At 65.9% G+C, this 15,818-nt stretch carries 7 protein-coding genes; 3 read left to right on the top strand and 4 right to left on the bottom strand.

Features of this window, described 5'->3' with window-relative positions:
- Nucleotides 1-115: 115 nt before the first annotated feature.
- Genes LVJ94_13395 through malQ form a run of 3 tightly spaced genes read right to left on the bottom strand, consistent with a single transcriptional unit; the run spans nt 116 to nt 6,118 of the window.
- On the bottom strand, nt 116-2,440 hold the full coding sequence (locus tag LVJ94_13395) for a protein kinase (protein WXB08225.1): 2,325 nt from the start codon (nt 2,438-2,440) through the stop codon (nt 116-118).
- Between the two features lie 13 nt (nt 2,441-2,453).
- Complete coding sequence (gene glgX / locus LVJ94_13390; GenBank protein ID WXB08224.1) at nt 2,454-4,574, bottom strand: glycogen debranching protein GlgX; 2,121 nt, start codon at nt 4,572-4,574, stop codon at nt 2,454-2,456.
- On the bottom strand, nt 4,571-6,118 hold the full coding sequence (malQ, locus tag LVJ94_13385; protein WXB08223.1) for a 4-alpha-glucanotransferase: 1,548 nt from the start codon (nt 6,116-6,118) through the stop codon (nt 4,571-4,573). The genes glgX and malQ overlap by 4 nt, the downstream gene beginning before the upstream one ends.
- Nucleotides 6,119-6,136: 18 nt before the next feature.
- Between malQ and LVJ94_13380 the strand changes: the two genes are divergently transcribed.
- Nucleotides 6,137-6,886, top strand: coding sequence for a hypothetical protein (locus LVJ94_13380; protein WXB08222.1), 750 nt, complete (start codon nt 6,137-6,139; stop codon nt 6,884-6,886).
- Nucleotides 6,887-7,042: 156 nt separating this feature from the next.
- Here the strand turns inward: LVJ94_13380 and LVJ94_13375 are convergent, their stop codons facing one another.
- Nucleotides 7,043-10,780, bottom strand: coding sequence for a DNA topoisomerase 3 (locus tag LVJ94_13375; protein WXB08221.1), 3,738 nt, complete (start codon nt 10,778-10,780; stop codon nt 7,043-7,045).
- 322 nt (nt 10,781-11,102) lie between these two features.
- Here LVJ94_13375 and LVJ94_13370 point away from each other — a divergent pair, with 322 nt between their 5' ends.
- The gene (locus LVJ94_13370) at nt 11,103-13,406 is read left to right on the top strand and encodes a hypothetical protein (protein WXB08220.1); all 2,304 of its coding nucleotides are present in this window, start codon (nt 11,103-11,105) and stop codon (nt 13,404-13,406) included.
- A gap of 173 nt (nt 13,407-13,579) precedes the next feature.
- Entirely contained in the window at nt 13,580-15,691 is a 2,112-nt protein-coding gene (locus LVJ94_13365; GenBank protein WXB08219.1) for a M36 family metallopeptidase, read from the top strand.
- Nucleotides 15,692-15,818: the final 127 nt, after the last annotated feature.

Genomic DNA, 15,818 nt, shown 5'->3' with positions numbered 1-15,818 from the left:
AGGAGTTCCGGCGCGAGCCGACGCGGAACGATTTTTTTGGTTTTCAATTGGCCCTCTTGGCCAATTGAAAACCTCAAAACCTTCCCGTCTTCCCGTCTTCCTGTGATTTTTCTCTTTAGGTTAGACCGAGTGCCGCGCGGACTTTGGCGGCGCGTTCGCCGACGCGGAACACGATTTCCTGGAACTCGGGACGCTTGCGGAGCGAGTCGAGCAAGGGACATCGGTTGCACCAGGCAATATCGAAGAAGCCTGCGCGATCCGCGTCGGCGAGGGCGGCGATGGCACCGTCTTCGTCGCCGCGGAAGCTGAGAACCTCCGCCTTAATCTGACGGAACATCGCCGTGCGGCGAAGCGCACCGCTCCCGGTCCTGGCGCGCGCGTCGAGGAACTCGAGCTGCGCGTCGAAGGCCTTGTCATCTTCCATCGACATCAGGATCCCGCGACCCGGTTCAATCGGCCCCGTCGGCCCCTCGTCGGCGAGGAGCGCACGGGCGGTCGCGTAGTCGCGCCGCCAGAAGACGATGCGCGCGCGCACCAGCCAATAGACGACGTGGGTCTGCGGATCGGGCGGAAGCGCCGCCAAAAGCTCGTCGGCGATCTGCGGCTTGCCCGAAAGCTCGTACGCCCGCGCCATCTCACCGCGGCTCACGAACGTGCGCGGCTCGATGGATAGCGCGGCCGATAGATGCTCGAGCGCCGTGTCGATGCGATCGCACTCCACCGCGATGCGGCCGTACATATCGTGCGCATCCGCCAACCGTTTTCCCGACCGCACCGCATCGCGGATGTCGCGGGCGCCGCGCTCGGAGTCGCCGAACGCGAACGCGACACACCCCGCCGCGAGCCGCGCCTCCGGCAGATCCGGCGCCAGCGCGATGGCCCGTTCCGCGGCGAGCCGCGTGGGATCGCCGCTCACCTCGCCGTCCGAGTACAGGTACTCCTTCAGGCGCGCGAGCGCGTAGCCCGAAAGAATGACGGCATCGTCCGGGCGCCGCTCCAGCGCCTGCTGGAACAACTCGAGGGCCCGCTGCGTGGTCTCCGGCGAGTAACGATGAAGCTCGTGCCGCGCCCGCAGGTACAGATCGTACGCGAGGGGATCCTCGATCGTCTGCCGGTTGCCCTCGGGCCGCTCGATGCTGAGCGCCCGCGAGATGGCACACGCGATCTCGTCGCCGACCTTGAGAAAGTCCGCCTCGGGCCGCTCGAAGCGCGAAGCCCAGAGCTGAAACCCGTCGCCCACGCTCACGATGCGCGCGCTCACGCGCAGCATTTCGCCGATGCGGCGAAGCGATCCCTCGACGACGACCTGCACGCCAAGCTCGCGCCCCACCTCCCGCGAGTCCGACGAGCGTCCACGCGCACTGATGACCGCGCCCAGCGGACGCACGCGGATGCCATCCATGACCGACAAGGTGTCGATCAAGTCCTCCGTGAGGCCGCTGGCCAGGTACTCGTCCTCCGGGCGCCCGCCATTTTGGAACGGGAGCACCGCGACCTTCTTGTCACCCGGCGGCGTCTCCGCCATCCCCGGCATCGACGGGCGCGCGACCGGCTGCGGCTTCGGCGCGCGCGGAGCCACGGCCGGCGCGACCGGAATGGTCAACGTCGACAGCGCAGCCGCAACGTCGGTCGCCGAGCCGTAGCGATCCTCCGGCTTGCGGGCCATGCAGCGCATGACGATCTGCGCGGCCCCGATGGGCACCGTCTGCCGGTGCGCCCGCGGATCGGGCGGCGGCTTCAGGAGACGCTGCGCCGCCACCTGGAAGATCGACTCGCCCGACCACGCCGTGACCCCGGTGAGCAGCTCGTAGAGGATCTCGCCCAGCGCATACAAATCGGCCCGATGATCGACGGAGAGCCCCTCGACCTGCTCCGGGGCCATGTATGCGGGCGTTCCCACGGGCGCGCCCATGGTCACGTGCGCGCTCAGCACCGCGCGCGCGATGCCGAAGTCCGTGATGGCCACGCGGTCGTCCTTGGTGACGAGCACGTTGTCCGGCTTCAAATCGCGGTGCACGACCCCCGCGCGGTGCGCGGCCTCGAGGCCTGCGCAAATCGCCAGGCCGATGTCGACCACCCGCGACAGCGGGAAAAGCTCCTCCCGCTCGTACAGAAGCTCCGCGAGGGACGTCCCATCGATGAACTCCATGGTCAAAAACTTCTCACCGTGGTGTTCCCCGATGTCGAACGTGCGGGCCACGTTCACGTGCGTAACGCGGCGGGCAAGCTTCACCTCTTGGCGAAATCGGGCGAGCATTTCCGGGGTGTTCACGAGCTCGCGCCGGAGCACCTTGAGGGCGACGACCTCATCGAGCTCCAGGTCGCGCGCTCGGTAAACGCTTCCCATCCCACCGGTCCCCACCAGGCCCAAAAGCTCGTAGCGGCCTGCGAGGACCTCGGCCACGGCGTGCTCTTCGTTCAACGGCGCGACGGCAGTCATTCAGTTTGGATTTTTAGCGCATCCCTGACTTTGGCCCAAGCGGCTTCGACCCGATGAGCAATGCAAAAGATCGCGGTGGCATCGTGTAGGTTGCGCCCGCTTGCAAAATCCCGTCATTTTCCGCGCAAGCGTCGCGTCGCCGGGTGTCCACCAGCACATGCCAGCCACCCTCGAGTTTGCCGGAGCTCTCACTTTTCTTTTTGTCGGACGGCCCGCCCGTATCTTGCGGAACGCTTGGCAAGCGAAATGCAACCTCGGCTTTGTCTCCGTTCAGAACGAAACAGAGCACGCTCTGGGGGTCTTCGCGCACCGGTTTCATCATCGCGGACAGGGCCATGACCTCGGGTGAGCCCCAATCTTCGAGCTGCATGGGGTGCCCATCGGCGTCGAGCCAGACGATGTCACCGCCGTCGAAGAAGGCATCACGCCGCAGGGCGGGAAAACGTTTGCGAAGCCGAGCCAGCGCCCCGCAGTAATCGCGCAGCGCACGCGCCTCGTCGTCGAGCGCCCAATTCAAATACGAAATATCGTCGTCGAGCACGTAGGGATTGTTATTCCCCTTTTGCGTTTTCCGTATTTCATCGCCCGACGTGATCATCGGCACGCCCGGCGTCAGATAGAGCATCGCCAGGAAATTGCGTATTTGCCGCCCGCGCGCCGCGACCACCATGGCATCGTCGGTCTCGCCTTCGACGCCGAAGTTCATGCTCAGGTTGTCGTTCGAGCCGTCGCGGCTGTTCTCGCCATTGGCGTCGTTGTGCTTGCGTGTATAACTGACCAAGTCACGCAAGGTGAAGCCGTCGTGGGCGGTGATGAAGTTGATGCTCGTCGTGGTCGTGCGTGCCGGCGTGTGAAAGAGATCGCTCGAGCCGGTGAGGCGGTAGCCCAAATCGGACAGCGATTTGTCGTGCCCATTCCAAAAACGCCGCATTCCATCGCGAAAACGCGCATTCCACTCGCGCCACCGGCCTGGAAAATGCCCCAGCTGCATGCTGTCGGGCCCGAGATCCCAAGGCTCGGCAATGAGCTTCACCCGGGAGAGAACGGGATCTTGGAAGATGGTGCGGAAGAACGCCGCATGCCGCCGGAAGTCCGCCCCTTCGCGCCCCAGGGTGGTCGTCAAGTCGAAGCGGAAGCCATCGACGTGCATCTCCGTCACCCAGTAACGGAGGCTGTCGCAAATCAATTTGAGCACCTGCGGGTGCTCCACCTGCAAGGTATTTCCGCAACCGGTGTAATCGACGCAGCGGGCGCCGTGGTCGCGCAATTTGTAATAGACGCGATTGTCGATGCCGCGCAAAAACAGAGTCGGCCCGGTTTCGTCGCCCTCGCACGAATGGTTGTACACGACGTCGAGAATCACCTCGATGCCGGCGGCGTGGAGCGCCTTGACCATGGCCTTGAATTCGCGCACCTGTTCGCCTGCGCGGCTGGCGAAACGTTGATCGGGCGCGAAGTACCCCAGGGTCGAGTAGCCCCAGTAATTCTTCTGACCGCGCCGGGCGACGCTCGGCTCGTCGGCCACCTCGTGGATGGGCATCAGCTCGATGGCCGTGACGCCCAGCCCGCGCAGGTGGGCGATCATGGGTGCGCTGGCCACGCCCAGGTAGGTGCCACGATGGGCGGGCTCCACGTCGGGGTGGCGAAAGGTGAGGCTTTTCACGTGCGCCTCGTAGATCACCGTGTCCCGCCAGGGTATGCGCGGTAGGGCGTCGCCCTCCCAGTCGAAGGGCTCGTCCAGCACGATGCCCTTGGGCACGAAGGGCGCGCTGTCGGTGTCGTCGCGAGCCGCGGTGGGAGCGTGATCGAAGATGGCCCCGGCGCGGTAGCTGACCTTGCCCTCGAGGGCCCGCGCGTACGGGTCGACGAGCAACTTGTTCGCGTTGAAGCGCTGACCGCGGCTCGGATCCCACGGGCCCTCGACGCGGAAGCCGTAGCGCTGGCCATGCCCGACGCCCTCGACGAAGCCGTGCCACACGTGGCCGGTGCGCCCCTCGAGCGGGACGCGCCGCTCGTGGCCGTCCTCGTCGAAAAGGCATACGGAGACCGCCGTCGCCGATTCGGAGTAGAGCGCGAAATTGGTACCGCCGGGAAGCGGCGTGGCCCCCTCGGGAAACGGGCTTCCTGCGCTCATTCGATGCGTCCGGACGACTTGGCCAAGGCGAGAAGGGCTCCCATGCGGGATCCGACGATGGGGTCGCGCTCCAGATCTTCCACCGGCTTGGGCAATCGGTAGGTCCAATTTTCCGGGCCGACCGTGCCCGGCGTGTTGATGCGCACGTCCTCGCCGAGGATCTCCGCGCTGAGGACCAGGGTCAGATCCGAACCCGCATGCAGCAAGCTGCGCATCAGCCCGAGCCAGCGCTCTTCGTCGCCCGCCTTGGGCTCGATGCCGGCCACCTCGGAGAGCCCCTCGCGCTCCCACGGCTGCAACTCGCCCCACCAGCTGACGATGGGCGCCGTATCGTGCGTGCTCCACGAGGCGACGCTCACCTCCTGAAACTCGTCGGGCGTCCGGTACATGTGGCGCACGTAATCGCGCTCCCACGGGATGACGCGGTAGCCGGGCATCTCCAGATCGCGCAGCGCCTCCCGCACGAAGTCGGGAATTTTGCCGAGATCTTCGGCGATGAGCTTGGCCGGGTGCGCCTCGTCAGCCATGCGCCGGAGCAGGCCCCGCCCGCGCTCGATCTGGGCGGCCTCGGTCGCGGGGTCGAACGTGCCCTTGGAGATGTGCCCCTTCTTGGGGGTCACGAACATGCGGAAGTACCCGACGACGTGATCGAGCCGGAACCGGTCGTAGAGCTTGGCCGCATGGCGCGTGCGGGCGACCAACCAACCGAGGTTGTCCGCATCCATCGCAGCCCAGTCGTAGGCGGGAAGCCCCCAATCCTGGCCCTCGGGCGAGAAGGCATCGGGCGGCGCGCCCAAGGTCACGTCCTTGCGGAATTGATGCGCGTGCGACCACACGTCCGCGCTTTCGTGCCCCACGACGAAGGGCAGATCGCCCATCAACTCCACACGGAGTTCCGCAAGGCCCACCCGCGCGCGCTGCCATTGCCGGTGCGCGATCCACTGCCCGTACTGATGCTCGAGGATGCGCCGTTCGAGCTGCTGGCCCTTGGCCGCGAGCGTCTCGGGATCGCGGTTGCGTTCCCCCTCGGGCCAGAGATCCCACGCGTGCTGCTGGTGCGACTCGCGCAACGCCACGTAGAGCGCGAGATCGTCCTCCCAATCGCGCTCACGCTCGATGAAGGTGCGCAGCTCCTGCCCGCGCGCGGTCCCGCGCAGCCATTCGTGCTCGTAGAACTGGGCGAACTTCTGCCGCAGCACGCCCGCCTTGAGCGCACGCACGGCGGCGTAGTCGACACGCGCTGCGTCACGCAGGCGTGCGAGCTCGCGGCGGCCGGCCTCGTCGAGCAGGGCCTCCGGATCGCCCAGGTCCTCGACGTCGGCGAGGTCGATGTAGACCGGATCGATGCCGAACGCGGTGCGTGCGCCGTACGGGCTCGTTTCCCCTTCGCAGAGCTCGTACGGCGGTAAAATTTGAAGCAACCGCATTCCACCGGAGAGGAGCCACTTGGCGGTGGGAACCAGATCCGAAATCTGCCCAATGCCCCAGCTTCGACGGGTTCGAAGCGAAAACAGCGGAATCGTGCAACCTGCAAGGCGGGTCATAAGGTCTAAGCTTATAGCGTGTCTCGTTCGCATCCCCCGGCATTCATGGTCCTCTCGCTGGCGATCCACATCGCGGCCGGGGCGGTCGTGTTGGGGCTCGGCACGGCGCAGGATCCCGCGGCCGAGGCGGATCCGCCCCCGAGTTTCGCGGGGGAGACGTTCGAGATCCCGGAGCTGGATCCGGAGAGGGCAGAAGAATCTACGAGCGCATCGCCCGCCGCCGCGAAGCCTTCGCCGGCCCGCGCGCCACGGCCCGCGCGAGCGGAACCGGTATCGACGACATCGAAGGCGCATGCGTCGGACGCGCCCGCGGCGGGTGGGGAGCCGAGTGCGCCACCGCTCTTTGGCGCCGTCGGCGAGCGCGGCGTCGTCGACCTCGCTACGGCGTTCACCCGAGCCTTTCCGCAGGCGGCGAGCGGGGATGCGAACTGGACGCGGGTGCCCTTCGGATCGGCCGGCGCGGCAGACGTCGCCCTGGAGATCGACGACACGGGGCATCTGGTGGACACCCACGTCACCGGCAGCCCGTCGCAGGCGCTGCGCGATGGCATTCAGCGCACCCTGGTTCTCATCCGGGCGCGCTCGTTCGTGGCCACGGCCGCCACAACGCGCCTTCACATCGTGTCCACCGTTTCGCCCGACGCCACGCACGACGGGCTTCACGGGGACGTGTTCGCCATCGGAGGCTCTTTCGCCGGCCGCGAGGGTAGCGCCTTCTTTGCGCTAGCCATGGGGCGGCGGATCGATCTGACCATCACGAGGAAATAGGGTTTAGGGTTTAGGGTTTAGGGTTTAGGGTTTAGGGGTTGAGAGGAGAGGAGAGAAATCCTTGCTCGTCTCCCTACCCCCTCTTTCTCTCTGCGCTCTCCCCTAACCCCTCCCCTCTTTCTTTCTGCTCTCTCCCTAAACCCTAAACCCTAAACCCTAACCCCTCTTTCTCCTCCGCTTCTTCCGTCCCGCCACGCGCGTCGGCGGCGTGCGCGGAGAGGCGGCGCGCACTTCCCACGCCGGCGGCGCCGGGGCGCGTCCCACCAGGTGCACGCGCTGGAAGGCGATGGTCTCGCCGTCTTTTTCGAACGAGGCATCGGCCAGGGAAACCAGGCCCGCGCGCGCAAGCCCGCCCACGACGTGCTCCAGCGAGGAGCGGTCCATCGTCTTGCCGGTACCGAACACGTCGCGGTGGATCTGCCCGACGGTGAGGCCATCGCGCTGCCGGAGCGCGTCCAGCACGCGCTCGGCCGCGCGCTGCTCGGCCGCCGTGGGCTCCCGAAAGCGCGCCGCAATCGCGTCCTTCGGTGCGCACACGTCGCAGAGCCCGCACGCCTCGCCGTCGTCCTGCTCGTCACCGAAGTGGCGAACCAGCTGCAACATGCGGCAAACGTGTTTCTCCGTGAAGCGGTGCATTGCCTCGATCTGCCCCGCGCGGTGCTTTCTCTGCGCTTCGTACGCGCGCTCCCAGCCGCCTTTGCCACGCCGCACCGTCTCGTCGGCCTCGACGATCGCCGCGCCAAGCGCACACAATTTGTCGAGGGCCTTTTCGAACTGCGTCTCCGGCACCTGCGTGGCGAGCCATGCCTTGGGCCGCGGCCCCTCGGACAGCGCGTCGAAGAGGCGTTGCACGATGTCGAGCGGCGGGTAGTCGCGGTCGAGAAAAAACTCGTGCATTTTGCGGTCGACGAACGACCCGAACAAGATGGCCCGCGACGGCTTTCCATCGCGCCCCGCGCGGCCGATCTCCTGGTAGTACCCCTCGAGCGACGCCGGAAGGGCCGTGTGGATGACCGTCCGCACGTCGGGCTTGTCGATGCCCATGCCAAAGGCAATGGTGGCGACCACGGCCTCGAGCTTGCCGCCGAGAAATGCAGTTTGCACCTTCGCGCGGTCCGCCGCGGGCAAGCCCGCATGGTACGCGGCCACGGGAAATCCCGCCGATCGCGCGAGCGTTTTCGCGAGCTCCTCGGTCTCCTTGCGGGTGGGCGCATAAAGGATCGCGGGGCGCCGCTCGCCCTTGGCCAAAAGCTTCGCCACCGCGGCAGTGCGGTCCTTGGGGTTCTTCTCGATGACCTCGATCGCGAGGTTCGTTCGCCGAAAGCCGTGGATGAACGCCGCCTGCGACGTCAGTCCCAACTGCGTGGCAATGTCCTCTTGCACCAGCGGCGTCGCCGTCGCGGTGAGCGCCATCACGGGCGCCGGCCGCAAGAGCGGCAGACGCTCCCCCAGGAGCCGATAGTCCGGCCGAAAATCATGCCCCCAATGCGAAATACAATGCGCCTCGTCCACGGCGATGAGCGCAGGCTTTCGCCGCGCGAGCATCTCGGGAAAACCAGGCACGCGCAGCCTCTCCGGCGCAATGAAGAGAAAATCGAGCGTGCCATCCAAATACGCCCGACACGCACTCCGCGACGCCTCCCGCTCGCGCCCCGAGTGAATCCTCTCCGCCGCAAGCCCCAGCGCTTTCAACTTCGCGACCTGATCTTCCATCAACGCAATCAGCGGGCTGATGACCAACGTCGTCCCTCCCCGCGCCAGCCCAGGCAATTGGTAACAAAGCGACTTCCCCGATCCCGTCGGCATGACCAACAGGACATCCTTCCCCTCCGTCGCCGTCCGACAAACCTCCTCCTGGTAAGGCCGAAACGCCCCAAACCCAAACACCTCCCCCAACAACGCCCCCAAATCCCGCGGCCTCTGACTCCGATTCGGACTCGGACTCGGACTCCGACCCGGAGTCGGCTTCGGTGTCGGACTCGCCGTCGGCGTCCGATTCGGACTCGGACTCCGATTCGGACTCGCACTCGCACCTGCACTCAGCACCGCCCCCCCCGCCCGAACCTTCCCCGTCACCTCCGTCACGAACTCCTCGATCCCCCTCATGAACCTCTCGAAATCCCCCTCCCCTCGCTCCAACCTCCGGAGCTCCCTCTCCCACTCCCCCGTGAGCACGGGACTCTTCACCCGCGGATGCACCGCCTCCACCAGCGCAATCCCGCGATCCGTCGCATGCAGCACCTTCTTGTCCCGCTCGAGGTACTCCCGCGCCAGCAGCGTCTCGATCGTCGCGGCACGCGTCGCCGGCGTCCCCAACCCGGACTCACGCATGGCCTCGGACAGCTCCTTGTCCTCGATCGTGCGCCCCGCGCTCTCCATTGCGGTCAGCAACGTCGCATCGGTGTAGTGATCCGGCGGCCGCGTCCTGCCCGGCTTGGCCTCCACCTTCTCCACCGACACGGCCATCCCCTGCGCCAGCCCCGGCGGCACCGTCGGCGCCGGTTCCTCCCTCCCGTCCTTTCCAGCCGACCTCGTCGATTTGCGGTCGAGCACCTTCCACCCGACGCGTTCCACCGACGTCCCCGTCGTCATGAAGCGATCCACATGCTCGCTGGACCGCACCGCCGTCACCACCGTCGTCGTCGCGTACCGATGATCCTCGTGCCACGCTGCGAGCAGCCGCCGGCAAATCAAGTCGTAAATATTCAGTTCTTCCCGCGACAACGCATCCCGGTCCGCCCGCACCGTCGTCGGAATGATCGCATGGTGATCGGTCACCGCCGCATCGTCCACGAAACGACGCCCCAACGGCCGCTGCCCCGTGCCCGGCGCCAAAAGCCCCTCGTACGCGGGTGCAATCGCATCCACCACCGCGCGAAGCGTCCCCGCCACCGAGCTGGAAAGCGCGCGACTGTCCGTCCGCGGATAGCTAATCAGCTTCCACCGCTCGTAAAGCGCCTGCGCCACATCGAGCGTGCGCTGCGCGCTCATTCCGAAAAGCCGGTTCGCGTGGCGCTGCAGCTCCGTCAGATCGTAGAGCCGCGGCGGCGGCATCGCGTGGTTCTCGCGTTCCACCGATTCGACCCGCGCCTGCCCGCCCCGCACGCGCTCGAGGATCTGCTGGGCCTCCTCGCCGTCGGGCGGCAACCGCACCGCCTCGCGTTTCGGCTTGCTCCCCTCTCCCTGCACCACACGAAACAGCAGACCGCGGTAATCGATTTCCGCATCCGCCTTCCCGAAGGTGGCCACGATCTCCAGATAGTCCTCGGGCACGAACGCGCGAATCTCCAACTCGCGCGCCACCACCATGGCCAAGGTCGGCGTCTGCACCCGGCCCACGGAATACAAAACATCGTGCGTGACCGTGTACGCCCGCGACAGGTTCATCCCCACGAGCCAGTCGGCGCGGCTTCGCGCCTTCGCCGCACGCGCCAGCGAATCGAACGCCGCCCCCGGCCTCAATTCGCGAAACGCCCGCGAAATGGCATCCGGCGTGAGCGACGAAAGCCATAGCCGCTTCACCGGCTTTCGGCACTTCGACGCCTCATACACGTATCGAAAAATGAGCTCCCCTTCGCGCCCGGCGTCCGTGGCGCAGACCACGCCTTCGACCTCGCGCGAATTGATGATGCGCTTCACCACGTCGAACTGCGACCGCGTCCCCTCGAGCACCTCCAGCGGCCACTCTTTCGGCAGCATGGGCAGATCGGCGAGCCGCCAAGACCGCCATCGCTCGTCGATTTGATGCGGCTCGGCAAGCGCGACCAGATGCCCGATGGCCCACGTCACCACGTAGTTGCCACCGCGCAGAAAGCCCTCCCCCCGCGTCGTTGCGCCGAGCACGCGCGCCAGATCCCGCGCCACCGCGGGCTTCTCCGCCAACACGGCGATCACGGCGCCGGCCTTCGGATTTTTATGGGGAGCCTGCTCTTCTTCACGCAGGCGGTATTAGCAGATTCTCGTCCCGGCCTGCGCAGGAGAACCATTTCGCGTCCGGGGTGGACGCGCGCGGGGACCAGATCGCGCGCGACGGATGCGATCGATGCGCTCCAACGCACGGATACACGCGACACCGGCCATCGTTATTTCGCGCCACGCATCGGCGGGCGCTTGCAGGTGACATGTCACTAACGTAATTAGTGAAAATTGATTTGAGTATGCGCGGTCACGCGCGTCTTTGGATGTCTGGGCGAGACCCGGGAAGAAGGATGATGGCATGACTCGACGCTTAAGTTTGGCGCTGCTATTGGCACTTTTGGCGATCATGGCCGTCGCCTGGGTGCCGGGATGCGGCAGCAACGACGGCAATGAATTCGAAGACCGAAACCCCGATGGTTCCCTTCCGGACGGCGGCGATCCGGGCGGTGGATTCGGCGATTCGGGCGGCGGTGGTGGCGGCGGCAATGGCACCGACGGAGATTTTTCCATCACGCCGCGCGACCAGACCATCGACGTGGCGATCGACCAGGAAAAGGTCACCGTCGCCCCGGCCACCTTGAAGTTCCAGGGCAAATGGCGAGACCAGGACGTCGTTGCCTCCTGGTCGCTCGACCGCGGTGAACTCGGTGTGGTCGACAACAATGGCGTCTTCACGCCGGCCAATACATTCGCACGCGCCATGAGCGGCGTGGTCCGCGTCACCGGACGTTACCAACGCGATCGCCTCTACCAAGCGTCCACCGCGGTGACGGTCCGCTTGCACATCACGCAGAACGGCAAACCCGCCGATCCCAATGGGCACGGCGTAGGCGGTGTGCCCATCGGCGGCACCGTCGACAACGCCACGAAAGCTCGCCTCAAGGGGACTCCGACCAATGCCCCCGATCTCATCGGACTCTATCCGTACGATGGCACGGTATGGCCGCGCGGCCTATTCGCCCCACTGCTTCAGTGGCAATCGGCGCATCCGGCCAAGGCGGTTTACATTCATCTTAAAGAAAACGGATTCGAATACGAAGGATTCTCCTCGGGGACGAATCTCGTCAATCAGCCGATTTGGCAAGCCATCTGGGACAAGGCCACGTACGGCAACAGCGGCGACCCCAAAGATCTCTTGACCCTGGAAATCAGAATCGACGACGGCGCCAAGACCTACGGAACCATCACGCGCTCGTGGACGATTGCTCCCGGTGCGCTCAAGGGCACGGTCTATTACAATTCGTACAATACGAAGCTCGCCGACGCGCCGACGAACGGCAACAGCGCCGGCGTCATTGCCATCCGCCCGGGCCAGAACCAACCGGTACTTGCCTTCCCGGAAAATAAGAACAAGTGCTTCGTCTGCCACACGGTGTCGGACGATGGCTCGACGCTATTTGCCCAGTACGGGGTGGAGGGCAATGACAGCACCGGTCGCCTCAACTACGCCAACGGCCGCTCGTACGACCTGCGCAACGGCCAAAGGATTGCCGATTATCCCGGCGATCAAGCCTCCAACGTGGCGAACAATCGCAAGTTCCTGTGGTCCGGTGTTTACAAGGACGGGAGCTTCGCCCTTCAGAGCTCACGGCACACGCAGGAATTCTACGATGGCGATACACACGTTTTTCGCCGCGACAATGGCCAGCCGGTGGCAGCCAGCGGCATCGATGGCGTCATCACCGAGGCCGTCACCCCCGCATTCTCGCCGGATGGGAAAAAGGTCGCCTTCAACCAGTGGACCGGCGGGCCGGGGGCTGGCAACGGCTACAGCCTCTCGATGATGGACTTCGCCTGCGGCGCGGGCGGAGGCGGCACCGGGCCGTCGTGCGGAAGCCTTGCGTTTTCCGGCCTGACGACGCTGTACACGAGCCCCGTTCGCGAAGATCGCAAGGGGTTCCTCGGCTGGCCCGCATGGCTTCCGGACTCGACGGGTCTCGTGTTTCACAACGTGATCAAGCGCCCGGACGGAAGCGACTCGCCGCTGGCCACCTGGAAGAACGCCGAGGCGCAAATCTCGTTCGTCGGAACCAACAAGGTCTTCAATGCGCTGAGAAACCTCAACGGCGCCAACCCGAACGGCAGCGAACGCTACCTGCCGACGAACGATTTGCACAAGAACGACGAGCGGCTCAACTACGAGCCCACCGTCAATCCCATTCCCTCCGGCGGATACTACTGGGTCGTCTTCACCTCGCGCCGCATGTACGGAAACGTTGCCCCCGGCAACCCGTACGAAGTCGGCAACGGTAGCGCCCCCGTGCCGAAGAAGCTGTGGGTCGCAGCCATCGACATCAATCGCACCGACGGCAAGGATCCCAGCCACCCTGCGTTCTATCTGCCCGCGCAGGAGCTCAACGCGGGCAACTTGCGCGGCTATTGGGTCGTCGACCCTTGCAAGAAGAACGGCAATTCCTGCGCAACCGGCGACGAGTGCTGCAACGGCTTCTGCCGCCAGAACGACCAGGGGGCATTGGTCTGCACGGACAAGCCGCAAGGCTGCGCCCAGGAATACGAGAACTGCGAGAAGGACTCCGATTGCTGCGGCGCCGGTGCGGGCTACGTCTGCATCAACAACCGCTGCGCGCGAAAGGTCAATTGAAGTAGGGAAGAACACACGGAGGTCGCTCGTATGCCGATACGATGCGACCCCCGTTGTTGTTGGGGCGAGTCGCGAGACTCGCCCTTCTTGTTTTGTCGATTGGACTCGATGGATGCTTTGGAGAGACCTCGCACGAGGCGTCTTCGGATGAGAACGAAGGTGCAGCGCGTGCCATGCTGGAAGGCATGCCGCTCGGCCACGTGGCTTCACGCGACGGGCGCGGCGCGGTGCGCCTCGTTCTGAGCGGAACCGACGAGGCAGCCCCCACGCTTCCCGTTCGCCCGGAAACGGCGGCGCGGCTTCATCTGGCGCGCCACGCTGCGCTTTTCGGGTGGTCCGAAGCGACGCTGCATTCGCTGGAGGTAACTCGTGCGCACGACGTGACCGGCGGCGCCAGCGTGGTGCAGTTCGCCCAGCGCGTGAAAGGCGTGGAGGTGTTCGGTACACGCGCCGGCGTCGTTCTGGATGCCTCGAGAAACCTCGTCTCCATCGCGTCGAATCTGAGTCGCGACGCGGAAGCCGTGGCAGGCACCCGCGCGCTGGAATTTCCTTTGTCGCCCGCGGCGGTGCTCCGCGGAACGGCAACGCCTCGAACGACGCCCAAGCGCGTCCTCGCCGCGGCCGGCCCCAAGTTAGTCCCCGCGTACTACGCGGAAACGTTGGAGCCTTCGCCCTTCTCCGGCGAGGAAGAGGGTTACGCGTACACCATCGATGCACGCGACGGCACCGTGCTGCGCAAAGTCTCCCTCACGGCGAGCGACAGCTTTCGCTACCGCGTATGGGCCAGCACCGACACGGGGCACGCGCCCCTCAGCGGCCCATGGGCGCCGCCGGCCCTCGTCTCGATGGAAGGATTCAACACGAATCCGCAGCGCAAGCCCGATCCATGGCTCGCCGCCGGCGCGACCACCACGTTCGGCAACAACGTGCACGCCTACGCCGACCGCAACGATCGACACGCCAACAAGGACGGCGCGAAAGGCCCCGGCAGCGGGTACGAGCCGGGCATCGATCTCGTGGCCGACGTCACCGCACCGCGCACCTTCGATCGCGTGTTCGACGTCACCGAGAGCCCCGACGGGAGCGAAGGCCAGATCAAGGCGGCCATCACGCAGCTCTTTTACGTGACCAACTGGCTCCACGACTATTGGTACGACTCGGGCTTCGACGAGGCCTCCGGGGTGGCTCAGGAGTCGAACTACGGACGCGGTGGCAAGGAAGGAGATCCCCTGCTCGCCGAAGCACAGGACGGTGCCGATTTCGGCAAGACCGACAACGCCCGCATGACGGCCTTCTCCGACGGCACGTCACCACGACTCGAGCTGCACCTGTGGAAGCGCGGCCGCTTCGGCCATGGGCCCGTCCGCGACAGCTCCATCGACGCGATGGTCGTCGCCCACGAGTGGGGCCACTACCTCCACCATCGCCTCCTGCCGTGCAGCACACCGTCGTGCCTCGGCATGAGCGAGGGCTGGGGCGACTTCGCCGCGCTCATGATGGTCCTCGACGAGCGCGATCTCGAAAGCGGCGCGCTCGAGGAGGGCACGTTCCCCATCGCGCAGTACACGGTGAGCGGCGTCGTACGCGACGCGAACTATTTCGGCATCCGGCGTGCGCCGTACTCCACCAATCCCGCGATGTATCCGTTCACGTTCGCCGACGTGCGCCGCTCGTCGAGGTTGCCCGCGGACGCGGTGCTCGCCCCCGGCCCGGACGACATGTCCGAGGCGCACAACGTCGGCGAGATCTGGACGGAGGCGTTGTTCGAGGGCTTCGTCGGCCTCGCCAAGGCCGGGAAAGCTTCCGGCCGCACCTTCGATGCCACCAAGCGCGCGATGGCCGACTACATCGTGGCGGGCCTGAAGGCGACGCCACCCGAGCCCACCTTCACCGAACAACGCGACGCCCTGCTCGCCGTCGTCCGCGCCACCGGCCACCCCGCGGACTTCGACGCCCTGGCACGAGGCTTCGCCAAACGCGGTTTCGGCCTTCACGCCATCGCACCCGAAGCCTCCTCCGAGGCCCTCGACGAAGCCGTCGCCAACTTCGAACGCGCCGGCACCCGCACCTTCCTCGACACGCACACCAAAGACTCCACCGTCCAGGTACGCTTCCGCAACATCGGCTGGACCGACCTCCCCGCCGCCCGCATGATCGTCCGCACCGGCGACTTCGCCGTCACGCAGACCATCCCCGCCATGGCGCCCTACGGCGTCGCCACCCTCATCGTCGAAGCCCCCAACGCCCCACGCGACGCCCTCTTCGAACTCGCGCCAGCTCAGTGAAAAGCCGAGAGAATTCACAGGAAGACGGGAAGACGGGAAGTTTTTTGGGATTTCAATCGGCCCAGTGAGCGAACTGAAAACCCCAAAGAAGCGTTCCGGTCCGGTCGCACCGTCAGCCCTTCCCGTC

Source organism: Sorangiineae bacterium MSr11367 (assembly GCA_037157805.1).
In the GTDB taxonomy this organism is placed as follows: Bacteria; Myxococcota_A; Polyangia; order Polyangiales; family Polyangiaceae; genus Pendulispora; species Pendulispora rubella.
The sequence above is the reverse complement of the archived record's forward strand: the minus strand, read 5'-3'. Positions and strand labels throughout refer to the sequence as shown.